This window comes from Sphingomonas faeni, from assembly GCF_030817315.1.
In the GTDB taxonomy this organism is placed as follows: Bacteria; Pseudomonadota; Alphaproteobacteria; order Sphingomonadales; family Sphingomonadaceae; genus Sphingomonas; species Sphingomonas faeni_C.
Window position 1 is genome coordinate 3,385,402 of sequence record NZ_JAUSZF010000001.1, and the last position, 23,028, is coordinate 3,408,429.

At 60.6% G+C, this 23,028-nt stretch carries 15 protein-coding genes and 2 pseudogenes; 9 read left to right on the forward strand and 8 right to left on the reverse strand.

Annotated features, from left to right (window positions below; genetic code table 11):
• Positions 1 to 102 precede the first annotated feature (102 nt).
• The 4 genes from QFZ54_RS15725 to QFZ54_RS15740 all read left to right on the forward strand — a co-directional run bounded on the left by QFZ54_RS15725 (position 103) and on the right by QFZ54_RS15740 (position 9,440).
• Positions 103 to 1,347 (forward strand): DcaP family trimeric outer membrane transporter, encoded by a 1,245-nt coding sequence (locus QFZ54_RS15725; protein ID WP_307088634.1) that lies wholly within the window; start codon positions 103 to 105, stop codon positions 1,345 to 1,347.
• A gap of 945 nt (positions 1,348 to 2,292) precedes the next feature.
• Positions 2,293 to 4,173 carry a sensor domain-containing phosphodiesterase gene (locus QFZ54_RS15730; RefSeq protein ID WP_307088635.1) on the forward strand — a complete coding sequence of 627 codons (1,881 nt, stop codon included), beginning with the start codon at positions 2,293 to 2,295 and terminating at the stop codon, positions 4,171 to 4,173.
• A 1,012-nt stretch (positions 4,174 to 5,185) separates the two neighbouring features.
• Positions 5,186 to 7,825 carry a TonB-dependent receptor gene (locus QFZ54_RS15735; protein ID WP_307088637.1) on the forward strand — a complete coding sequence of 880 codons (2,640 nt, stop codon included), beginning with the start codon at positions 5,186 to 5,188 and terminating at the stop codon, positions 7,823 to 7,825.
• A 22-nt stretch (positions 7,826 to 7,847) separates the two neighbouring features.
• Positions 7,848 to 9,440: an alkaline phosphatase D family protein gene (locus QFZ54_RS15740; RefSeq protein WP_307088639.1), complete on the forward strand. Its 1,593-nt coding sequence runs from the start codon at positions 7,848 to 7,850 to the stop codon at positions 9,438 to 9,440.
• Positions 9,441 to 9,869: 429 nt separating this feature from the next.
• Here the strand turns inward: QFZ54_RS15740 and QFZ54_RS15745 are convergent, their stop codons facing one another.
• Together QFZ54_RS15745 and QFZ54_RS15750 are read right to left on the reverse strand one after the other, a co-directional pair.
• Positions 9,870 to 10,310, reverse strand: coding sequence for a hypothetical protein (locus tag QFZ54_RS15745; RefSeq protein WP_307088641.1), 441 nt, complete (start codon positions 10,308 to 10,310; stop codon positions 9,870 to 9,872).
• Between the two features lie 108 nt (positions 10,311 to 10,418).
• Entirely contained in the window at positions 10,419 to 10,562 is a 144-nt protein-coding gene (locus QFZ54_RS15750) for a hypothetical protein (protein ID WP_307088643.1), read from the reverse strand.
• A 375-nt stretch (positions 10,563 to 10,937) separates the two neighbouring features.
• Here QFZ54_RS15750 and QFZ54_RS15755 point away from each other — a divergent pair, with 375 nt between their 5' ends.
• Positions 10,938 to 11,477, forward strand: coding sequence for a hypothetical protein (locus QFZ54_RS15755; protein WP_307088645.1), 540 nt, complete (start codon positions 10,938 to 10,940; stop codon positions 11,475 to 11,477).
• A 210-nt stretch (positions 11,478 to 11,687) separates the two neighbouring features.
• Here the strand turns inward: QFZ54_RS15755 and QFZ54_RS15760 are convergent.
• Positions 11,688 to 12,587, reverse strand: a pseudogene (locus QFZ54_RS15760) (transposase); the annotation flags it as partial.
• Positions 12,588 to 12,708: 121 nt separating this feature from the next.
• Here QFZ54_RS15760 and QFZ54_RS15765 point away from each other — a divergent pair.
• Both QFZ54_RS15765 and tcmP read left to right on the forward strand, forming a co-directional pair.
• Positions 12,709 to 13,440 carry a DUF5131 family protein gene (locus tag QFZ54_RS15765; protein ID WP_307088649.1) on the forward strand — a complete coding sequence of 244 codons (732 nt, stop codon included), beginning with the start codon at positions 12,709 to 12,711 and terminating at the stop codon, positions 13,438 to 13,440.
• A complete protein-coding gene (gene tcmP, locus QFZ54_RS15770) occupies positions 13,437 to 14,627 on the forward strand; it encodes a three-Cys-motif partner protein TcmP (protein WP_307088650.1) in 1,191 nt (396 codons plus the stop codon). The genes QFZ54_RS15765 and tcmP overlap by 4 nt, the downstream gene beginning before the upstream one ends.
• 650 nt (positions 14,628 to 15,277) lie before the next feature.
• On the opposite strand, the gene QFZ54_RS15775 is transcribed toward tcmP, so the two are convergent.
• From QFZ54_RS15775 to QFZ54_RS15785, 3 genes are all read right to left on the reverse strand, one after another.
• Positions 15,278 to 16,054: an SDR family NAD(P)-dependent oxidoreductase gene (locus QFZ54_RS15775; protein WP_307088652.1), complete on the reverse strand. Its 777-nt coding sequence runs from the start codon at positions 16,052 to 16,054 to the stop codon at positions 15,278 to 15,280.
• Between the two features lie 410 nt (positions 16,055 to 16,464).
• Positions 16,465 to 17,598, reverse strand: a complete 1,134-nt coding sequence (locus QFZ54_RS15780; RefSeq protein ID WP_307088653.1) for an FAD binding domain-containing protein — start codon at positions 17,596 to 17,598, stop codon at positions 16,465 to 16,467.
• Positions 17,577 to 18,275: a DsbA family oxidoreductase gene (locus tag QFZ54_RS15785; protein ID WP_307088655.1), complete on the reverse strand. Its 699-nt coding sequence runs from the start codon at positions 18,273 to 18,275 to the stop codon at positions 17,577 to 17,579. The genes QFZ54_RS15780 and QFZ54_RS15785 overlap by 22 nt, the downstream gene beginning before the upstream one ends.
• A 233-nt stretch (positions 18,276 to 18,508) precedes the next feature.
• On the opposite strand from QFZ54_RS15785, the pseudogene QFZ54_RS15790 reads away from it, so the two are divergent.
• Positions 18,509 to 18,956: pseudogene (locus QFZ54_RS15790) on the forward strand (transposase); the annotation flags it as partial.
• Between the two features lie 511 nt (positions 18,957 to 19,467).
• Entirely contained in the window at positions 19,468 to 20,616 is a 1,149-nt protein-coding gene (locus tag QFZ54_RS15795) for an alpha/beta hydrolase family protein (RefSeq protein ID WP_307088656.1), read from the forward strand.
• Between the two features lie 157 nt (positions 20,617 to 20,773).
• Here QFZ54_RS15795 and QFZ54_RS15800 read toward each other — a convergent pair whose 3' ends face one another.
• A complete protein-coding gene (locus tag QFZ54_RS15800; protein ID WP_307088658.1) occupies positions 20,774 to 21,277 on the reverse strand; it encodes a DUF1611 domain-containing protein in 504 nt (167 codons plus the stop codon).
• 39 nt (positions 21,278 to 21,316) lie between these two features.
• Positions 21,317 to 22,618, reverse strand: a complete 1,302-nt coding sequence (locus QFZ54_RS15805) for a TonB-dependent receptor plug domain-containing protein (protein WP_307088659.1) — start codon at positions 22,616 to 22,618, stop codon at positions 21,317 to 21,319.
• Positions 22,619 to 23,028: the final 410 nt, after the last annotated feature.

The following is a 23,028-nucleotide window of genomic DNA, read 5'->3' on the forward strand; positions in this document are numbered from 1 at the left end:
GTGCATCAGCTCGAGGACGCAGTCGCTCGGCTGGAGGCCAGACTTGCCCGAAGCGACGTTAGCCCCATCGCTTCGCCGGTACCGACGTCGGACGCGTCGGTCGTGCAGGTTGCAAACGTGCCGAGCGGTACTGCCAAAGCGTTCTCGACAAGCCGGCAGACAGTGCCGCCCACGCCCGACGGGTTCGTCGCGGAGCGCCCTCGCGATGTAACCGCCACGCCGGGACGCGACGGCTTCACGGTGGACGGGACGACGGTCCGGCTTACCGGACAGTTCAAGACCGTGGCTGCTTCCTCGCGGTACAGCGGGGGAGCGATGCCGACCGAATCCATCGGTCGAGACTTCTACTCGCCGGCATTCATCCCTGTCGGCGACCCCGTCGGCAGTCACGATACCGAATTGGGCGCGAAGCAGACCCGGCTGACGATCAGCACTGCCACGCCCATCGGCAACCACGAACTCAAGGGTCTTCTGGAGATGGACTTCCAGGTGACGCCTGGGACTCAGGCGAACCAGCGCGTCGTGAACGGTTACAACCCGGGGCTGCGACGCGCGTTCCTGACCTACGGACGCTTCCTGGCGGGGCAGGAGTTCACTACGTGGCAGTACCTTCCGGCGCTGCCGGAAACCACCGACTTCGTGGGACCTGCGGAAGGTACCGTCTTCGCACGTCAAGCCCAGTTCCGTTATACGCAGCCTCTTTCATCGACCTTGTCGTTGGCGGCGGCCGTCGAAAACCCGGAGACCGTGTACGCAACCGTCGCCGCGCCCGTCACCATCTCCTCGGGCAGCGACCCTGTTCCAGACTTCGCAACCCGGCTGAACTGGAAACCCGGGTTCGGCGAATTCTCATTGGGCGGCGTCGTGCGCAGGCTCACCGTCGGAACGGCGACCGGAGATGCCCATGCTTTCGGGTGGGGCGTGTCCTTGGCAGGAAAGGTGCCATTCGGCGGCGGTCGCTACAATGACGCCCGCTTCATGATGACGGCGGGTGACGGAGTCGGACGGTATGTGGGGTTTGCGCTCGTTCCCGACGCAATCCTCGCGCCGACGGCAGGGGTGTTGAAGCCCGTCGAACTGACTGCGGGGTTCGCTGCAGTGCGGATCGGGCTGTTCGGAACGGTACGCTCCAGTCTGGCCTACAGCTTCCAGAACGGTCGCTATGTCGAAGGCTATCGTCCGCTCCTCGATACGAAATCCGCTTGGAGCGGAGCATTCAACGTCTTCGTCACCCCGTTCGAGGACTTCGACGTCGGCGTGGAATATCGCCACGGCAACCGGGCGATCAACAACGGATCAAGCGGCAACCTGGATCGAAGCGAGCTTTCGGTCAGATACACGTTCTAGGGGCGATACGAAGAAAGGCCCAAACACCACGCTAACGAACGCGCGACCTGTCGATCCGATTCCCGGCGCCCCGCGAGGGATCGGGCTTCGGGAACGGCTGGCAAGCTGGTGTTCAACGCAGACTGCCGTCCTCAACACGTAGGCGTTCCACCAAGATGGCTGGACAGCGATGCCGGCGGCAGAAAAAACACCGTCAGGCAACCGAGCGCTCCAGGAGTTCGGCTTGTATCACGGTCTTCCGTCGCCATTCAGCGCAGTGACCCCGTGTAATGGCGTCAGCTATTGGCCGATCGGTCAATCGGCGTCCAAAAAGGACCCCCTATCAGCGTTCAGAAGAGACCCCCTTCGTAGAGGAGCGCTACGGTAATAACGGACCCGCTGTTCGCGCTGGTTGCGGCGTAGGGCGGGCGTAGCCCGTCCGGAGGCGTAACCAGCGCGAAGCGTTCCCTGGCCCGAGGGCTAGCTGCGGTGCTTGAAGCGCCAGCTGCCGTTGCCGGTTTCCACTGGTAGGGTCCTGGTCAGCGCCGAAGGGGCCCTCCCGCGGCCAAACGCTTCCGGTTCCGTTTCGAAGCCCTGATAGAGCTTAAGCAGGGTGCTGCTTGAGCCCCGATCTACACGCGGGGTCGAGGACAACTGAGATAGCTACACCCGTTTGCCTTCTCGGCGCTGGTACGGTTTTGGTTTGGCTCACGTCTCGGCTTGGGCGACCACGGGAACTGATACGCGTCGCAACGTGAAAGACTAAAAATCTGCGTTTATCTACCAAAATTACTCGTGCCGGACCTCAGCCTTAAAAGCCAATCCAAAGCATCGGGATCCAAGACGATTTGAATACGCGTAGTAACACGCGTCTTACAAGGTTCTTACCAAAACAGGACCACTCAGTTTGCTGGATGATTTAATTTTAAAGGAATTCAGGTTCTAAATACGCTATAATGGCAAAATATGACCGGGCTTCAAACTTATTGTAAAGAAACGCGAAGTGATACCATAAGTATCCTACTTCATCTTCAAAACATTATTTTGCGAATGATTGCCAAGGGTACCAGCCTTGAGCCGACGTGTGGCGCGCTATGTAGGGAAGTGGAGCGGATTCTTCCTGAGGTGGTATGTTCAGTTTTAACCGTCGATCCGGCTGGTTTGCTTCATCCGTTGGCAGGTCCCAGCCTCCCAGGGGTATATTCCCAAGCGCTCGATGGCCTTTTGATTGGCCCCTTAGCAGGCTCCTGTGGCACTGCGGCTTACCTGAAAACAGATGTTACTGTCACCGATATCGAAACCGACGTCCGTTGGGCGGAGCATAAGTATCTTGCACTTCCGCACGGCCTACGTGCCTGCTGGTCCAGTCCAATATGCGATACCGACGGCCGCGCGATCGCGACATTCGCTTTTTACTACCGCGACACCCGGGGGCCGACCGCGTTCGAACGCGAAGTCGTGGCGAACTGCGTTTATCTTACGCAAATAGCGATAGACCGACATGAGCGTGTTCTCGAACACGAACGCCGAGCATTTACCGACGCCCTGACAGGGTGCCCCAATCGGGCTGCCTATCACGTCGCCCTTTCCAAGCTTGCAGGTGCTCCGGCCGGCAGTTGGGCACTGTTTGTCTTGGATCTCGACAACCTGAAAATCGTCAACGATACGTTTGGCCATCATGCAGGCGACAGGCTTCTTCAGATTGCCAGCCACAGGATTTCCGCAACTGTAAGCCAAGGCCAGACGTTCCGTGTAGGTGGCGACGAGTTCGCGGTAATTCTCGAATCTACTGATGCCCTGGATGATCTGGGCAGAACGACGGCTAAGATTTTAGAGGCACTCTCGATTCCTGCCGACTGCGGGGGGCATATTGTCGCCCCACGCGCTACTATCGGGGGCGCCCCGTACTCGCAGGTAGACTCCACTGTGGAGTGTGTTCGTCAGAATGCCGACTTTGCTCTTTACCATGCCAAAGAAACAGTCCGCGGCGGGTTCGTGCAATACTGGGCTGGGCTCCGGTCGACCATGACGCGGCGCATGGATGCAATCAGGGATTTGAGCTCTGCGTTACAAGAAGACCGGATCGAGGCGTATTATCAGCCCATCTTCCGACTGGACACGCGTGAGATCGTCGGGCTGGAAGCTCTTTGCCGCATGCGCGTTGGCGACGATATAATCTCTGCGGCATCGTTTCACGAAGGCACTGCTGACGCACAAGTCGCGACCTCGTTGACTGCGCGGATGATGGCCCTTGTCGCCGCCGATCTGCGTAGATGGCTGGATCTGGGTATTCCGTTTCAGCACGTTGGTATCAATGTTTCCTCTGCAGATCTTAGTGGCGGTGCCGTCGAACGGGTTTTAACCGCGGCGTTCAAAAGCGAGGGCGTCCCTTTAGATCACGTCATTCTTGAGATCACCGAGACGGTGTACATGGGACGCGGGGACCAAGTGATTCAAGAAGCAATAAGGGCGCTACGAGCTATTGGCATACGTGTAGCGCTGGACGACTTTGGGACGGGTTTTGCGTCGCTGACGCATCTACTCACGGTTCCCGTCGATATCATCAAGATCGACAAAATGTTCGTGGACCACCTGGAACTCGATGGCGTAAGCGGAACCATCGTCGAGGGCCTTATCCGTACTGCGAAAAAGATGGGTATCAGGATAGTGGCTGAAGGCATCGAGACCGAAGAACAAGTTGATCAGCTTCGCGCGATCGGCTGCGTGTTGGGGCAAGGGTATATCTTCTCGCCAGCAGTCGACCGGGATGCTGCGACTGCCCTTCTGTTGGAACACGGGCAGCGTGCTTCGCGACGCGCGGACACAACAAAATCTACCCGCGGCTGATTGTCTATTTAGCGGGCTTGCCGTTCCCATGCGGCGTGTTGTCGATGTGTGTATACCCTGCCGGACGTTGTGAATCAGACTGTACCATCAGGGTAGGTTTCGCGACTGAACAGGTGTTATCGTCTTACCTTGGTAGGACAACGGAAAAGGCTAACCTGCGCCGTGCGAAGCAGGGAAGGGGAAGAGTGTCCTTTCGTGCTGCCGCTGTCGGCCTCAATCGGGCGATTGTTCGCGCGTGAAGCTGTGTGGCCTCAGCCGCGGTTGGGTGTCCAACCTCACTGCTGATTGCGCCGGCCCGACTTTGAATGGCCGATTGGGAAGGGAAGTCGCCGTCCCGATACACGAGCTAGAGGATGCCGACTGCACCATCGGCCCAGATCGCCAAGGCAGCTATTGTTACTCCGCAAACGAGAGCCATCCGTAAGACCGACTGGTCAACGAACCGAACAATCAGCTCAATCGCACAGCCGAAAAGGGCGAAAACGGCCGCACCCGCAATGAAATCGGCACCTGTCCAACGCACCTCGTCGGTGAATAACATCGCCACGGCGGGAAGCAGGAGTAAGACGCCAAGGATAACCCAAAGGGCCGGACGCCAGCGTCCAAGATTAGCTCCTCGAGAACTGGCCGATACAGTCACAGACACCCTCCATGGACGCTACTTTCACATGCGCCTTGAATGTCTGCAAGTGGGCACTCTTGGCCGATCCAGCTTACTCGCGAGGGATGGCATTTGGGGAATTATCCTGAACGTTGTGGGATTGTCCGTCTTGCCGGGGCCCCCTTTTTGGGTACGGGCCTGCTCAGTAAAAGACCGCTTTAGTACGCAGCCGAACAGTACACCTGGATAATCCTGACTGTCATAAAAGGTCAGCATAACTGACACGGTTATGTCGTTTCGATATCATAGGCGAGGCGCTCGAGACCGCAGATGGGGTCTCGCAATCGGTAGAGCAGCCTTTCCGTTTCTCAGAAAGCCTCTCTGCTCGTCCCTTTCGGAGTTGCTGGCCCAATGTTGTTCCTTTCGCCCGCCAGACGCGTCCGGTTGGTCGCGTCCGCAGCCTGTGCACTTCCACTGCTGTTCGCAGCCAGTACTGCAAACGCCGAAGACCCGACCGGTGATCCCGATCAGACAAAGTCCGACATCATCGTCATGGGCGATCGCGCGATCCGCTCGGACAAGGAGCAGTCGACATCGGTACGTGATTCAATCGTATTCGACGACCTCGAAACGCTGTCCGCCGACGGCAGCGTTGCAGGTCAGTTGATCCTGCTACCCGGGATCAGCGCGATCGAGGATGGCGATGCGCCGCGGTTCGTCAGCATCCGGGGCATCTCGCCAGATCTAAACCAGACCACGATCGACGGGATCACGCTCGCGACGATCGGCAATGACGGCGAGGGATCGCGCAAGGTCAACCTCCAGCAGATTCCGTCCGAACTCGCCTTCCACAACGACGTCTACAAGACCTTCACCGCCGAGCAGGACGGCGCGGCGATCGGCGGCATCGTCGACATCGTCACGCGCAGCGCCTTCGCGCTGAAGCGGCGCTACGTGATGATCGACGGCTACGGCATCTATTCGTCGTTCAAGGGCGATGGCGGCAGCAACGCCGGCAACGGCAGCACGCCGCATTTCGGCGGTGGCGGCAAGATGGTGTTCGCGGACAAGTTCGGTGCGGGCGACCAGTTCGGCGTGGTCCTGTCCGCGCGCTACGAGAACCGCATCCGCAACTCGCGCAAATGGTGGCAGGACACCAAATATTACTTCAGCGACGCCGGCAAGAAGCTGGCCGGCCCCGACGATCCCGCGTGGAACGGCATCGCCGTGCCGTACAACCATAGCTATGGCAGCTACACCAACCGCCTCCAGACTGCGGGCAGTTCGGCAAAGTTCGAATGGCGGCCGCTCGGTACCGACATCTATGCGTCGCTGCTGGGGTTCAATTATCGTCAGTGGGAATCCTCGACGATGAACAAGAACGATTACTACACCAAGAACAGCGTCAGTAACCTGACGGCGGAGGGCGGCGGGTCGGACATCAACAGCCTCTATTCGCGCTATCGCTACGACACCTGGAACAAGGCGACCGTCGGCGTGATCGGCAATGTCGAATGGCACAACGACCACTCGTCGTTGCGCGTTCGCGGCGGTTACACCCGCGCCCGGTACGACAATACGCAGCCCTATATCGGTGTCCGCGCCTATCCGACTGGGCTTTCGCTCAATTGGGCGGCGGGCAATGACGGCACCGGCGGGCTGCCTTACGTCACCGGGATCAACAAGCCCGGCCTGGTGCTCGGATCGCCGTACAAGCTCAGCACCGCGCAGACGACCTACCGCATGGCCAACGAGGGGCTGGCGAATGCGCGCGTCGACTATGGCTGGAACGCCGAGCCCGAGGACCGCGGCTTCGGGTTCGTCACCGGCATCGAATTCCGCAACCTGGAACTGTCGCGCAACGTCGACATGACCGAATACAAGCTCGGCCAGGCGATGAACGATTATCTCTACGATCCCGGCTATGTACCGGTCGGCGCGCCGCAATCCTTCCCCTGGGTCGATTACGCGCGGGTGAAGAGCGAGCTGTGGCCCAAGTTCGTCAAGGACGTACCCAATTCGACCTATGACAGCATCACCGGCGATTATCGCTATACCGAACGGCTGGTAACGCCGTATCTGTCGCTCCATTACGCCACCGACGACACCACGCTGGTCGCCGGCGTCCGCTACGACCACACGCGCTTTTCCGCGTTCCAGCCGACGATCACCGGCGGCACGGCGTCGGCAGTGATGACGCGAAGCAAGGGCGGGTACCAGTATCTGCTGCCGTCGTTCACCGGCATCCAGGACTTCGCCGGCGGCAAGAAGCTGCGGTTCTCGTACAGCCGCACGCTCGGGCGTCCGACGCCCGGCAACATCGCCCAGCCGGAATCGCTCAATTGCGGCGACGAGGACAGCGGCGGCGCGGATTGTTCGATCAGCCGCGGCAATCCCGATCTGCGCCCGCGTCGGTCGGACAATCTCGATGTCCAGTTCGAGCAGTATTTCCACAAGGACGGCATCATCTCGCTCGGTGCCTTCGCCAAGTGGATCAAGGACGACATCTTCACGCTGACGACGACGCAGCTGATCGACGACGTCAACTACCGCGTCCGCCAGCCGCTCAATGCCGACAGCTCGCGGCTCTACGGCGTGGAGTTCCAGGCGGCCGATCACGACGTGAACCTGTTCGGCCAGCGGATCGATCCGTTCTTCAACGCGACCTGGCTGAAGGGGCGGATGTCGATCACCAGCGATGCCGGGACGCGCTCGCTGGACCGGCTGATCTACCAGCCAAAATGGATCGTCAACGGCGGTGCCACGCTGCGCCTGCCCGCGATCGACGGGGCGTTCCGCGCCACCGTCACGCACCGCGGCAGCTACATGGAGGGCATCGGCGAGACCGCGCAGGACGACAACGGCCGCGCCGAACTGACCACCGTCAACCTCGGGCTGTGGCACCGCGTGACGAAACACGTGACGTTCAAGTACGAGATCACCAACCTGCTCAACGACCAGCCGAAGTTCCTGGTCGGCAATGGCCTTCGCTACGTCAGCGAAGTCGACGATTATGGCCAGGGTGCCTTCTTCCACATCATGCTGCGCTGATCTGCCGAACGGAGTTACGACCATGTACGAAGTCGACCGCCGCTATCTCCTGTCCGCTTTGGGAAGCCTGACCGCAGCGGGCATCCTGCCGTGGCGAGCCTCCGCCGCCGAGGTGCGCCCGCGCAACCTGATCGACAACCCGCGCTTCCCCACCCCGCCGTTCACGCTGGGCGTGGCGGCCGGCGATCCGGATGCCAATGGCTTCGTCATCTGGACGCGGCTCGCGCCCCTACCGCTCCAGCCCGATGGCGGCATGATGATGGCGCCCGTGCTCGTTGCCTGGGAGATCGCCGCGGATCCCGAATTCCGCCAGGTGCTCCAGCGCGGCGAGACGATCGCGCACCCTGAGCTGGCCCATTCGGTGCATGTCGAAGTCGCCGGGCTCGCCCCCGCGCGACCCTATTGGTACCGCTTCACCTGCGGCGGCGAGCGCAGCGCCGCCGGGCGCGGCGCGACCCTGCCCCCGCCCGGCGCACCGCTCGACCGCGTGCGCTTCGCGGTCGCCGGGTGCCAGCATTACGAGGAAGGCTATTACACCGCGTGGCGACACATCGCCGCCGAGCCGATCGACTTCGTGTTCCACTACGGCGATTACATCTACGAGGGTCCCGATCGCGGCGAGCAACCGCGCAATGCCAAAAAGCCGCTGATCCGCCGCCATCTCGGCCACGAGATCTATTCGATCGGCGATTACCGCCAGCGCTATGCGCAATATAAGAGCGACCCCGATCTGCAGGCCGCGCACGCCGCCGCGCCGTGGTTCGTCAGCTTCGACGACCACGAGATCGACAACAACTGGGCCGGCGACATCGATCAGGACAACACCGCGCCGGAGGTGTTCCTCACACGCCGCGCGATGGCGATGCAGGCTTATTACGAGCACATGCCGCTGCGCCGGTCATCGATGCCCGACGGATCGCACATGCAGATGTATCGCGGCGCGCGCTTCGGCGACCTGATGGATGCATTCTTCCTCGATACGCGGCAATATCGCTCCGATCAGGTGTACGGCGATCGTGATGCGCCGCAGGGACCGGACGCGTTCGCGACCGAACGGTCGATCACCGGCGCACCGCAGGAGGCATGGCTGTTCAAGGGGCTCGATCGCTCCAAGGCACGCTGGAACCTGATCGCGCAACAGGTCTGCCTGATGAACCTCGGCTATCACAAGGCGGGGCAGCCCGAGCAGCTGGTCTCGATGGATCAATGGTCGGGCTATATGAACAGCCGCCGCCGCCTGCTCGCACACATCGACGCGCATTGCCCGGGCAACGTCATGACCGTCAGTGGCGACGCGCACCGTCATTATGCCGGCGACCTGATCCAGGATCACGGCAACGGCAAGATCATCAGCAGTGAATATCTCGCGACTTCGATCAGCTCAGGGGCGGACGGAGTAGGCGAGAACGACGACTACACCCGTTCGTCCCGCGCGGAAAATTCGCACCTCAAGGCTCTGACTGACCGGCGTGGCTATGTCTTATGCGACGTCGGACGCGATCTATGGCGCGGCGACCTGAAGGTCCTGGACACGATCGCAACGCGGAACGGCACGCTCTCGACCCACGCCAGCTTCGTTACCGAGCGCGGCAAGCCGGGGCTGCAAAGCGCCTGACCGGGGCTCAGGATCAGGAAACGAAGTCCACTCGTATGTCGAGTGGACTTCGTTCTCGACGCTCGAGCCGCTCCACCTGCGTTCCATCTCTTGACGCTCGAACATCCAGATTGAGCGGGGTCGTCATCGAGTAGGACGGTGTTTTTGCGACACCGTCCTAATGACCCGGCGCTTGCCGAAGCGGGCAGCGGCGTAGCGGGCCACCTCGATACCATCGCGCGTCAGGCCTTCCAGGGTGAGGGCTTCGTCCTCTCCCGGCTTGCTGGCCGCATAGGTCTTGCCCGAACCCCGCTGGTCCCACTGGATGACGGTGAAGTTCTTCGTCCACGAACCGAACAGATTGCGTGCGAAGGGGGTATTCGGATTGCCGGGACCGCCATGAGCGATCAGGACGACCGGATTACTGCAATTCCGTCCCTCAGCCGTAACCTATTGCAGGATCCCGCCGATCCGAACCAAGCCGGCTTCATCGACGGAATGCCCCGACACTGCACAGGCATGGGCCGGTTCCGCGCGGGCAGGCATTGCCGCAACCGTCATCGACGCGGTTATGAGACGGCATGCAATCCAAACGCCGCGGTGCCATCGCGTGTCAAACGCATAGCTACTAATCGTGCCCGTACCGGTATCTAGGACGCTGTAGGCTGAGATATCGTTGCTCGCCACGAACGGCACGGCGCTGGTGGCCCCGGCAAGCTCCACCATCGGCTGGCGCAGCGTTGACGTGACCATCAAGCGATCGTGCGGATCACCTTCGCGCGGATAATCGTCTTGGTTCCAGGTTGCGCTGGTGACGCTCGTCAGTGTGGCATGGCGGCGACTGAGAGACGCTGGAGCGCTCCCGCTTGATAGGAGCATAAACGTGTCCAACTCGAGCGACCTTAGCACTCTTGTTCGTAACGAAGCGCGCGCGCGCGAACAGGCCGAATCCAGTAGCAATGTTTCAGCTCACATTGCGCATCTTGCTCGTGCTGCCGGCTATGCCAAAATGATCGAGGCTTTGAAGCAATGATGGACGGCGAAACAACCGGTCAGCACCTCGAACGTCTGATTGCGATCATCGGTGAGGCTTAGGCCGTCGCGGATGACGGAGAGCAGCCGTTGGTAGGTGCGCACCTTCATAGTCGCCTTCGAACGGCGATCGCGTTGCGCGCTATTCCGGATAGTTTGTCCTAGTCCTTTGATAGCAGCAAACGGAGTACCCTGACGGCAGCAGCAGACGGCATCGCCTACCGGCAGAACTTACCATCCTCGACCTTTAATCCCGTAAATAAACGGCTAGAGGGACATCAGCACCGCGGCTCGATGGCTGTAAACGCGCACGGTATGTGGCGGCCTTCCGATCGCGCTGATTGTCGTCGTGACCAGCCCCGCCATTCTCACCGAGGATCCTATTTCGAGAATCGAAGTTAACCCGGGCCCCGTCGCAAAAGGGGTCCCTTTTGCAACGTCAAGACGCCCAATAGCGGACGACACGATGGTGTGCGACAAAGGGGGATGAAGCTATGGCACACCCTTGTTTTCACCATTGCTTTGGCAGCTTGCGCTGGACGCAATACGCCAATCAACGCTGATTTTTCTGTTCCGACATCACCCGAGATCGCTCGTAGTCTCGCACTGAGGGATCGTTACAACGCTCCAAAGCACATCGGCGGAACCACCATCTTCGTTGACAGTGTTGCGGTCCATCACGTCCATGCCGAAGCTAGTACGGTTGTCTGGAAGGATGAGACGGGCAAGTGGCAATGGAGCCGAGTAAGTGAAATTGGGCCGGGGGGGCTTCTTCAGATCGAGCGACATATAGAGTCAAATCAGGAACGGCCTTTGACTGCCATGGAATCGAAAACTCTTGATCGGCTAATCGCCAATCCTCGACTTTACAGCGGAAAAACGCGAACGAGCGACCCCAACGGCGTTGGCGCCGCGGGCCACGTCATGAGCATCGTGACGCCGTTCGGACGCACAACCCTATCGTGGGACGGTCGCTTAAAGGGCGTCAGCGGGCAAATTGCCGACATCGTTCTCGGTAAGGGCTGAACGACCACTTTCTCCCATCCAGACATACGATGATGCATAAATCAAAGAGACTGTGTGGAAAGTCGTGAACAGCGCGGTCGGTGTCAGCGATTTACGATCTCGAGCGGTTCGAGAACCAAATAAGCCCGAAGGTGGCGTTGAGGGCCTTGAGGCGGCGAGAGACGGCTGTTGGAGGTCAGGTCTTGCGTTCGAGGCGCGAGAAGGCCGGTTTCACGCTCTTACTGCGGCGATCAGGCCCGGGACACCGACCAGAGTGATGGCCCGTCTGATATTATAGGCGAGCGCGGTCAGGCTGAACTCGCCGCGAACGTTCTCGAACCGGCGCATCAGGAACGCTCCCTGACCCATCCACTGTTTGATGGTGCCGAAGGGGTGCTCGACGCTGTTTCGCCGGTGGTCCAGCATCTCGGGCCTGGCCGCCAACCGCGCCGCCATGCGGTCGAGAACGGCCTCGTTCTCCAGACGCGAGACGCGGCGGAATGACCGAGTACAGCGCGATCTCAGCGCGCACGCCTTGCAGGCATCGCGGTTGGCATAGTCGACCTTCACATTGTCGCGTGACTTGCCCCTGTAGCGCGGCAAGAGCGCTGCCCCGGCTGGGCAAACAAAGACGTCCCGGTCAGGCTCGTAGCGGAACACGTCCTTGCCGAAGAAGCCCTCGCGCACGGCGGGACCGCGGATTGGCTTTGGCACATAAGCCGTAACCCCGGCCGCCTCGCAGGCCTCGATATCCTCGATCTTAAAGTAGCCCCGGTCGGCGACGGCCTCGATCCGCTCGACGCCAAGGGCTTCCATTGCCGCTGTCGCGGTTTGCGCGAGCAGGCCGAGGTCGAGGACCTGGTTGCTCACCGCCTGCTCGGCGATCAGCTTGTGCTTCACGTCGACGGCGAGCTGGATGTTGTAGCCGACCCCCACTTTGGTCATGCGCGCCATCGCGCGGGCGTCCGGATCGGTCAGCGAGATCTGGTCGGCGCCGGTGCGATCCAGTTCGGCGAGCATCTCCTTGTGACGATCGCGCCTGCCCTGAGTGGCGGCGATCTTCCCGGCCAGTTCGCCATCGCCATTGCCGGAACCGCCGCCCGGCGTGCGGCCTTCGTCGGCATCGCCCTCGTAGCCGGGTGCGAAGGAAAACCAGCCCTCCGGGGCCGGCTCGGTCATCTTCGCTGCAGCGTTTCGTTGCTCTCTAGAGAGACCTGTGACACTGTTCGACTTCTGTTCTTAGGGAGTGAATATGGCGGACGGCAGCGCCATCGAATGGACGGATGCAACGTGGAACCCGGTAACGGGCTGCACTCGCATCACCGCGGGATGCGACAACTGCTATGCCTTGCGCTTTTCGGAAAGGTTTCGGGGGGTACCAGGCCACCCATTCGAAAACGGTTTCGACCTGACCTTGCGACCTGAGCGTATCTCTCAGCCGCTTTCGTGGCGCCGCTCGAGAATGATATTCGTCAACTCGATGAGCGACCTGTTTCATAAGCAGGTTCCGCGGCAATTTATCGATCAGGTGTTCGATACAATGGAGAGCGCGAACTGGCACGTCTTTCAGGTCTTAACTAAACGTAGCTCGCTAATGCGCGACTATCTAGCGGAGCGTTACTCCCGAAGTGGCGCTCCGAAGCACATTTGGTTCGGAGTGTCTGTTGAGGAAGCGCAGGCTAAGTCTCGTATCGATCATCTCCGGGCAGCGCCTGCCGGCGTCCGATTCTTATCGATCGAACCGTTGATTGGCTCGGTTGGTACCATCGACCTAGCGGGCATCCACTGGGTCATTGTTGGCGGTGAGAGCGGACCAGGTGCGAGACCCATGGCTGCAGAATGGGTCCGCGACATAAGACGTCAATGCGGTGAGCAGAACGTCGCATTCTTCTTCAAGCAGTGGGGCGGATTTAGACCGAAGTCCAACGGACGATCGCTTGATGGTCGTGAGTGGAACGAGATGCCGAAATTGGTTGCTGCGTGACGCTAACTGTTGCGCCAGTAGTTCCGCCAGAATACCTTGGGCGTGAACAGGCCTACATTAAGCACCATTTTCTTCGTCAGTATCTCGGCCGCCTCGTTCATAAGATTGGAAGTTTCGCGGATAAGGTCGTCTACGTAGATGGCTTTTCGGGTCCGTGGATGAGCGGTACAGAAAACTACGCCGACACGTCGTTCGGTATTGCATTAAAGGCTCTCACCGACGCTCAAGAATCCTGGCGGGACATGCCGGTTCGAGCACGCCACATTGAAATGTCTGCTCATTTGGTCGAACTGGATGCGGTTGCGTTTGATCAGTTGCGATCGATTGGGCCGCACTATCCCGCTGTTCACGTTACACCCTACAATGACAAATTTCTCGACGTCGTTGTCGACATTAAGAACGCTATTCCCGCGGGTGCTTTCAGTTTCGTGCTAGTCGATCCGAAGGGGTTCGCGCTGGATATGGCAAAACTTAGGCCATTGCTGGCGCGCGATCGCAGTGAAGTCGTCTTCAATTTCATGTTCGATTTTGCCAACCGGTTCACGAACCTTCCACAGCTTCAGGCGACGTTTGACCGCCTGTTCGTAGGCGTAGACTGGCGCAACGAGCTGGACCGTCTGGAAGAAGATCCTTCCACAACGCCAGAGCAACGGAAACAGGCCTTTCTTCGATGGTTCAAACAAGCAGTGAAGAACGTCGCAGGATTCCGCTATGTCGCCGACGTGGAAATTCAGTATCCAGGTAAAAATCGGACGTTTTACTATCTTGTTTACGGGACACGTAAACCTGCCGGTATGGAAGTGTTTCGTGACTGCCAGATCAAGTCCCTGGAGGAACAGGCTGCGGTTGCGGGTCGCATGCAACTTCAGATGGAAAATGCGAGCCCCCAAGGCTCTTTGTTCGGGCCGCCTCAGCCTACGCGGGATCTCCGTTTAGAGACGGCGTTGGAACGTGAACGTAACGCGGCGCGTAGCATGATGATTAACATGCTATCCGCGAGCGAGACTGGCATGCTGTGGGAGAACGTCTGGCCTCGAGTTCTATCAGAACACGTTATCAGTAAATCAGTATTGGGGCGTATGGCAGGCGATCTGCGCAAAGCCGCAATTATAGAGATACCCGCTTGGAGCAGCGAAAGGAAAAAAGTGCCCGACGACGGTTATCGACTCCACCGGTCTGAACGATAATATATCTCGGCTGCAGAACCGGAGGGTAGCTCAGCCTTAGATATCAGCGCTAATTGCCACGGTTCTGTCAGCGATAAATGGCACGTTGCGGAGCGGCGCGGGGTTCTCGAAAAGGAAGGTCTGGTGAGCAAGGGAGGCTGCGAGGGCCTCTTTCCGGAAACGCCGGAAAACCTTCGTCGTCGTTTTCTCAAAACCCGTTCCCAATATAGCTTTCTCACGAACTGTAATTTAGATGGAGTTGTGAGACTGGCGGCGCGCCGAAAGACCGGCGGAGGTGGTGGGCGTAAGTCCGTCCTGACGCCTCGCAAGCGGGACATGGCGGTCAAATTGCTCGCTGCCGGCGGATCGGCCGCAGGAGGTGGCAGGCGATCGGCGTGTCCGCTTCGACCTTCTACCGCTATTTTCCCGCTGGCGGCCGGGTCGCGCCGACTGACGACAAATCGCGCGGTCAGGATGCCGCCACATAGCGTGCGCGTCTACACGGTGGCACGTGGCTGCTAATGCAACTTTCTCGAAACTTGTTCCCGATTGCAGTCGCCTAAAATGAACGAATGTCGATGGCGTAACGGGGCGGTCCCGCGGAAAACCTCTGGTTTTCCGCGGGACCGCCTGACCTACCGAACGCGGTAGAATGAGGGCGTAGTGCAGACCTAAAGCGTCTCGATAACGCCGCCATCGACGCGGACCGACGCACCAGTCGTCGCGGAAGCGTGGGGAGATGCGAGATAGACGACCATGTTCGCCACCTCCTCCACGGTTGCGGCTCGCCGTATGATCGAGCTCGATCGATGAGACGTGACGAAGTCCGCAGCAACGTCTTCGATGGGACGACCGCTGCTCGCCCGCTCGCCTTCCAGCATCGCTGCAACCCCCTCTGACAGGGTCGGACCCGGCAGGACCGAATTCACAGTCACCCCGGTCCCGGCCATCCGCTTTGCAAGACCGCGCGCGAGCGCGACGTCTGCGGTCTTGGTCACGCCGTAGTGGATCATTTCCACAGGTATGTTGAAGGCCGATTCCGAAGCGAGAAGAAGGAAACGGCCCCAACCTTTGGCTTCCATCCCCGGCAGATAGGCGCGGGCCAACCGAACGCCCGGCATCACATTGATCTGCCAGTGCCGTTCCCACACCGCGTCGTCGGTATCGAAGAAGTCGGCGGGCTGGAAGATGCCGAGGTTGCTGACGACGATGTCCGCTTCCGGCTCCGCCGCGACAAGTGCATCGTGACCTTCGATCGTGCCTAGATCGGCTGCAACGCCCCGCGCGGATCCGCCGATGCGTTCCACCGCGGCATCGACCTTGGCCGAGGCTCGCCCGTTGACGACGACGGTGGCGCCAGCGTTCGCCAATCCCGTCGCGATGGCGAAGCCGATGCCTTCGGTGGAGCCGGTTACGATGGCGGTCTTGCCGGTCAGATCAATGTTCAACGCGTTTCCTCCTGTGGTCACCTTCGCTTCGAAGGGACGTTTTCGTGGTCGATGTCATCGTGCACTCCGTTCGGAAGGCATGCTGGCTGTTCTTGATGACATGCTTCCCGGGATCTCTCTACGTGTGCAGAGCGTCTCGCCCGCAGCAGCTTCTCCAGCAGGTATGATACCCGCGGCCCGTGGTCCGACCTGATGGACCGCCGGGTGCACGCCTGGCAAACCGCAGTGCCAAGTACGCCGAGCAGCGGTACCCCGTGCGCGTTTTACGAAGCGGGCGGACAACCGTCGGTTCCTCCGGGCAGGACCGGCACAACTGACGTACCTCTTGGCAAGCGGATGCGGAGCAGAGCCGGGGGACTGTTCCGCGTCTTCCGCGAGGCAGGTATCCGATCCCGCGCCCCGATCGTCGGCTACAGTCGAGCCCACTGGCGACCTAGCTGAATGCCATAGCGGAGCAGTTCCCGGCCGTAGGCCATCTGCTGACGCTCGAAGGATTCAAGTGCACGATCGATGTCCGCACCTGCGTTCCGCAACGCCTCGGCAATGGTAAGCGCGTCGCGAGCGGCCTTCGCCGCTCCACCAGCGGTGTGCGGACGGACGACGAAGGCAGCGTCACCGATCAGCACCGTCCGACCAACGACTGTTCTCGGGACTCCGAGATCGACGATCGTCTGAAGGAACGGATCGGGTGCAGCCGCGACGAGGCGGGCGAACAGAGGATGGAGTTCTTGAAACGCGCTCCGACGGAGTTCAGCCACGGCGTCGTCCCTGGCCATGCCCCGCCTGAGTGAGGAGCGGCGTTGGTTGCCGTCGCGGGTGACGAGGAGTTCGTCACGTTCCTTGACTGTCGCTCCGACGTACCAGACCCAGTTGAGGCGACGTTGCCCAGCCTGCGTCGACATCTCGTCCCCTGGAATGAAATAGGCCAGAGCATGGCCGCCGGACCGGGATTCGCTGAAGGTAAAGACGTCGTCGAAGGCTGCAACCAGGTCCGGGGACATGTCGCGCTCCAGAACGGTCCCGCGCCAGGCGACATAGCCCGCGTAATCAGCCTCCAGTTCGGGGAAGAGTTCGCGTCTCGTGGGAGACTGCGCGCCGTCCGCGGCGATAAGGAGGTCGGCGTGGAACGGACCGGAGCCTTCGATGGTCACCCCTCGATCCAACCTTGCGGGATCGAGCAGTCCATCGACCGGCGCGCCACGGTGATACCGGTTCCCGGGAAAGCTCGAGAGCAGGGTGCCATGTACGGCATCCCAAGAGGTGAACTGCTGCGGCATGCGCTGCAGGGCCCCTACGGCCCCGTCGAAACCCAAGTAGCGCCGCCCCGAGCAATGCGTCATGGGCAGGACCGCGCCATCGCCTTGCAGGAGCGCGAGGAGTTCGGGTTGGACTACGAGGCCGGCTCCGGTCGAGCGCAGCGGTCCGGCATCGCGTTCGAACACGTGCACGTCCACGCCCGCCCGGTGAAGCGCCACGCCCGCACCCAGTCCGGCGACCGATCCTCCCGCTACTGCGACCCGGATCACTGCTGGCTCCCCGACCATGCGGCCTGCTCTGTGTCGGCTGTCTTTTCAAAGGCGGAACGAAGCGTCCGGACCATTTCCTCCGCGGGCTGAGCCCCGCTGAACAGGTAATGTCCGTCGAGAAGGAACGTCGGAACGCCGCTGACGCCTGACTGTCGCGCTTCGTTGTCCTCCTGCTGGGTCAGTTCCCAAAGCTCGGCGCTGACGGACGCCCCGAAATCGAAACCCACCTGAAGAGCGATGTCACACAGCACATGGGGGTGGCCCACATCCCGACCTTCGACGAAATAGGCGGTGAACAGGGCCTCGACGGCGGCATTCTGCAACATCAATCCCCCGGCGCGGCGTGCGTCCGCGATCATGACGTGCGATGCAAGCGTGTTCGGGGTCCGTTCGATCAGGTCGTACCGGAACGCGATGCCGCTTCGTGCGCCGATCTCCACCATCTGGGCGTCCAACGAGTCGCTCTTGGCCGTTCCGAACTTGGCAGCGCGATATATCCTCCGATCGGAACCTTCGTCCGGCATGTCAGGATTCAGCTGGAATGGACGCCATTCCACTTCGAATTCGAGTCCTTCACGCTTCAGCACCGATAGCGCAGTGTCCAACCGACGCTTACCTACGAAACACCAAGGGCAGATCGTATCGGAAATGACCGTGATCAATCCCGTTCGCGGCGTCGAAGTCGATGTGAGCATGGCCTGCCTGGTCCTCCGTTGAAGAAAGCTGCTTGATGCTTCTTCGCCGAGCTGAAAATCATACGTTTGGGTTAGTCGCCCGTCGATTTGCCCTGTTGTCCGTCGGCCTGCGACTCGAGAGCCTGCCGGCACGCGCGCAGCGCTCGGCATGAACCGATACGTCCATGACCTTCGTTCCTTTCTCGAACGACCTACCGTCGTGGGATAACAACGATTCAATTGAGGGATGAGCCATCCACAAAGGGGGCCTTGGCCGCCTAATCGACCGCACCAAAAGGCGGCATGATCACCAAGTTGACGCTGTCAGCGATGCGGAAGGGCTGCCCTTGAGCTTCTTCATGACCGCCGGGCAGGTCGGCCGCTACATCGGCGGGGCAGCCCCGCCTGACGCCTGCCGAAGGCGCAGGCTTCTTGGCGACCGCGGCTATGACGCCGACTGGTTCAGGGATGCGTTGGGAGCCAAGGGCAGACAGCCCTGCATCCCGGATCTCAGATCCCCAGGTCGGAGATCGCGCAACGAGCCAGTCAGGTACGGCAGGCGCGCTACCGGCGCCGCAGCCGCATCGAGATCATGTTTGGCCAGTTGAAGGACCGGTGCCGCGTCGCCACTCGCTACGACCGATGCGCACCGTCTTCTTCTCCACCATCGCCCTCGTGGCCGCCGTCATCTTCCGACTATGACCAATGAGTCCTGCCCCTAGGTAGGGCTACCGCGCCTAACGGACGGAATTGAAAGCGGCTGGATGAAAGAAATACACAAGCGGCCGAATAAAAAACTATCGTTCCGCGAACGAAACACTCGCACACGCAGTAGCAAAATCATCACTTACATAATGTTCGCCCACGACAATTTGTATTATTCGCGCAAATCTTGTGGTTTGCGCACCACTAAATCCCGTTAATACCTTCGGATAGGTTATGATCTGCTTGGCAAAGCGCCAGTTAATGGGCTCCGAGACGCTGACCGACCAGATTTCGAGTGGCCGGGTGGCGCTGAGGAAGGAGGGATGATTGTTGAACCCCAAGACCCAATTCGTGGACACCGCGTCGTCCGCCTCGCTCGCTTCCGCGCCGGCCCCGTCCGACGCCCTGCCGAGGCCGCGTCCGACCGGCGTTGAGCGTTGGTTCAGCTCAGCCCTGCTGGCGGTCGCACCACCTGCGCCTCGCCCCCGTCTTCCAAGGAGATAATGAAATGGACTTTCTTTTCAAAGACACTTCTTTCAAGTTCGAAGCGCTCCGTGCCGCTGGCTTTGCGGTCGAGAACGGCGCCGACATCAGCGAGATTTCGATCACAGCCGCCCGTATTCCTGAGGGCGATGAAGAAGCTTGGATGCGCGAATGGAAGGCGACCGCCGATCGTGTCCACCAGCGCGCGACCTATTCCCTAGAGCAAGGTGACAAGGTGAGCGCGCGCGAATCTTTTCTTCGGGCTGCCTCCTACTATCGCAGTGCGGAATTCTACCGCCGCAAAGATCCTCGAAACGATCCTCACGTTCTTGAGCTGTTCGGTGCCTCGCGCGATGCATTCGTGCAGGCCGGCAAGCTGATGGATGGCCCCTTCGAGGAGATCGAGATCCCGTATGGTGACGATGTGATGCCCGGGTACCTGTTCCTGGTCGACGACAGCGGTACCCCCCGCCCAACCATCATCTATACGAACGGCTTTGATTCTACGACCGAGGAAGGCTTCTATCTCATCGGCTCGGCGGCGCTGCGACGCGGCTACAACGTCATCCTCTACGATGGTCCCGGCACGGGCCGTATGATCCGCGAGAAGAACATCCCGTTCCGGCACGATTGGGAGGCGGTTCTGGGTCCTGTCATGGACTATGCCGAAAGCCGTTCGGAGGTCGACAACGATAAGATGGTTTTGCTGGGTTACAGCATGGGCGGCTACCTTTGTGCCCGTACGGCCGCCCACGATCATCGCCCCGCCGCCATCGTGCTGGACGACGGCTGCGTCAGCTTCTTCGCCACCTTCCCCCCGCTGCCGGAGTTCTTGAAGGAGTGGATCAAGGCTGGACTGGACGATCAGGCCGTTCCCGTTCTCGAGTGGATCAAGAAGAACGATACCTACGCGCGTTGGGCTCTCCAAAACGGGCCTTGGGTCTACGGCACGAAGACGGAGCCGGAATACATCCGTATGAGTGAAAAGTTCACGCTCACTGTGGATGACATGCGCCGGATTACTTCGCCGGCCCTAATTCTGGAGGGCGAGAGCGATTTTGTCTACAAGGGACAGGCGGCCGAACTCGCGGCGCAGATGCAGCAACCTCACCAGCACGTCATCATGGAAGATGCCGATGGCGCGGGTGCACACTGCCACATGGCGGCGCCATGAGGGTCTTTCAACAGACGGTTTTTGATTGGCTTCATCAGACGCTGAAGTGACGATAAGAGGCCTGGGTGCCAGGCACCGAGGCAGTAACAGATAATCGATAGGGTTTTGGCCAGTCACCCACCAGAGTGACTGGCCAAAACGCGACGTAAGTCCGCGGTCAGGCGTGGGCGCGCATGGCATCGCGCAGGGCGGGCGTCGCGCACATCTTGCCGACCGAGCAATCGGTGCCGACGGTCAGCAGGCGGTTGCCCGCTCGGAACTTGCCGGTACCGACCCGCAGGTCGGCTGCAGGATCGCGCACGTCGAAGAGCGCGACGCCTGCGTCCGCTGCGGTCCGCACGAGTTCGGGCACGTCGCGGAGCCGCTGGTGCAGACCGGACGCGACATTCATGCCCGCAGCGATGGCCACCAGCGCATCCCCCGCCGGCGCCGCCTCCAACTGGCCGCCCGCGTTGGCAATGCCGAGCACCAAAGTCCGCGCATCCGCTGCGCTCGCTTCGGCAACGCCCATGCGTGGCATGCCGAGCGTCACCGGACTGTCGTCGTGGCGCCACTCGCCGACGCAATCCTCTCGCCGGAATGTGGCAAGTCCGCGCGAGGTCTTGATACCGACCTCGTCAACCGAATGGCCGAGGTACAGGAGGAAAGGGCCTGGGATCATCGCGGACCTGCGTCATGAGTAAGGAAGGTCCGGCATATCCTACGACGCCGCGACGCGACCAATCATGCTAATACCTCGACCTATAGCTTTGCCTATGATGCGGGACAGCCGGCGGGTTTGGGGGTGCAGCAACACGCGTTCTGCGGCCATGCCGGTGGTCGCCCCGTTCGAAGGGCAAGCGGGGACGGCAGCAGCGTCCCCGCCCCCCGCGGGATAGAGCTGGCTGTACCGGAACGTGTTGCCGTCTTGTACGAAGCCGCCCGACGGACAGGTCGCGTTGCCGGTAGGGCAGGGCGTCAGGAAGAACGTGTTGTTGAACGCTCCGTTGGCGCCCTGATTGCGGACGACACCATTCGTATCGACTGCAGTGCTGCTGACCGAGGGACGGTAGTTGAAGCTCTGGTTGCCCTTGCTCTGGGCATAGTTGCCGAAGAAGTAGAGCTTGCTGTCAGGCGTCACGTTTAGCGCCGCGTTCAGCACCGACTTGAAGCCGTGCGAGGGCGAGTTGCCCCAGATCTGCGCGGGGAGGGGGTGGTTGGGCAGCTGCGACGCCAGCGCTGGAAAGTTCTGCGCGAAGTTTGCGGCTGACGGCCGCTGACGACCCCGGCTGGTCTGCCCTTCGTCGACATACTCGCCGGTTGCGTTGATGAAGCCCCAGTCGCCCTTGAGGCCGTCATTGCCGGAGATCTGATAGCTCTCGCCGTCGCCTGCATAATATTGGCCGGCGCGACCGACCAGTTCGATCCCTTGATCCTCGCGTAGGCCGTAGTTGAGCACGCCGGCGATCGCGTCGGAGCCGTATTGCGCGGTGGCACCTTCGCGAAGCACCTGCAGATTGCCGATCGCCAGCGATGGGATTGCCGAGATGTCGGGGTCTTGCGCGCCGCGGCCAAGACCGGTGTCACTCCCCCCGTACACCTGTACCAGCGCCGAGCGATTGTAGCGCTTGCCGTTCAGCATCACGAGGACCTGGTCACCCGACAAACCGCGCAGCGATGGAGAACGAACGAAGGTCGACGCATCCGAAATCGAGTTCTGCCCTGCATAAAAGGACGGAACGATGTTCTTGAGCGCGTCGATCATGTTCGCAGCGGGCTGAGAGGTCAGATCGGCGGAGCTGATGATGTCGACAGGCGAGGGAGAGTTGGCGAGCGTTCGGTCGGTACGGCGAGTACCCAGCACGAGGATGTCGCTGGGCAGATCGGTTTCGGCGGATGCCACGGCCTGCGGCGTAGTGTCTTGGGCGGACGCCACAGCGGCGTCCTGTGTGGGGTCGCGTCCGGACGCGAAAGCGGCAGATCCCGAAAGCAGCGCGACCGCCAGTGCGACGGTCGAAGTCATGTGTCTGATCATCTAAAGCCGCTTAAGAAACCAGGCGCCTCAGGTATCTTCTCCAGTTGTTCCCGTTCTCAATCGTCGATTGTGCTCGGCGTATCGAAGCGCTTTTTGATCAGCCCGGCGAATCTCGTGACGGTGTCATTCGATGCGCCGTCATCATGTAGTAATCGGCCACATTGAACCGAGTTTAACAATCGAAAACTTCTTGGCTTTCAACTGAGTGTAACAACGTTGCAATTTTATCGCACTTGTCTCGTCACGCCCGACGTTGCGGCGCTGCATGAACGCGCCAGCTATGACGTCGCCAAACCTTTGCGGTGACATCGTTTGTCCCAGCGTTCACTCACGATGGAAGGGCCGCCGTGGAAATCGGCGGGTCGTGGACGAGCGTAAGCTGGTGTCGTTCTCAGGAC

What these genes read in the sequence shown, in the direction of transcription:
- QFZ54_RS15755 (WP_307088645.1), top strand. Translation starts at nt 10,938, where the DNA reads ATGAAGCTATGGCACACCCTTGTTTTCACCATTGCTTTGGCAGCTTGC.
- QFZ54_RS15735 (WP_307088637.1), top strand. Translation starts at nt 5,186, where the DNA reads ATGTTGTTCCTTTCGCCCGCCAGACGCGTCCGGTTGGTCGCGTCCGCA.
- QFZ54_RS15740 (WP_307088639.1), top strand. Translation starts at nt 7,848, where the DNA reads ATGTACGAAGTCGACCGCCGCTATCTCCTGTCCGCTTTGGGAAGCCTG.
- QFZ54_RS15780 (WP_307088653.1), bottom strand. Translation starts at nt 17,598, where the DNA reads ATGGTCGGGGAGCCAGCAGTGATCCGGGTCGCAGTAGCGGGAGGATCG.
- QFZ54_RS15795 (WP_307088656.1), top strand. Translation starts at nt 19,468, where the DNA reads ATGGACTTTCTTTTCAAAGACACTTCTTTCAAGTTCGAAGCGCTCCGT.
- QFZ54_RS15765 (WP_307088649.1), top strand. Translation starts at nt 12,709, where the DNA reads ATGGCGGACGGCAGCGCCATCGAATGGACGGATGCAACGTGGAACCCG.
- QFZ54_RS15730 (WP_307088635.1), top strand. Translation starts at nt 2,293, where the DNA reads ATGACCGGGCTTCAAACTTATTGTAAAGAAACGCGAAGTGATACCATA.
- QFZ54_RS15750 (WP_307088643.1), bottom strand. Translation starts at nt 10,562, where the DNA reads ATGAAGGTGCGCACCTACCAACGGCTGCTCTCCGTCATCCGCGACGGC.
- QFZ54_RS15800 (WP_307088658.1), bottom strand. Translation starts at nt 21,277, where the DNA reads ATGATCCCAGGCCCTTTCCTCCTGTACCTCGGCCATTCGGTTGACGAG.
- QFZ54_RS15785 (WP_307088655.1), bottom strand. Translation starts at nt 18,275, where the DNA reads ATGCTCACATCGACTTCGACGCCGCGAACGGGATTGATCACGGTCATT.
- QFZ54_RS15805 (WP_307088659.1), bottom strand. Translation starts at nt 22,618, where the DNA reads ATGACTTCGACCGTCGCACTGGCGGTCGCGCTGCTTTCGGGATCTGCC.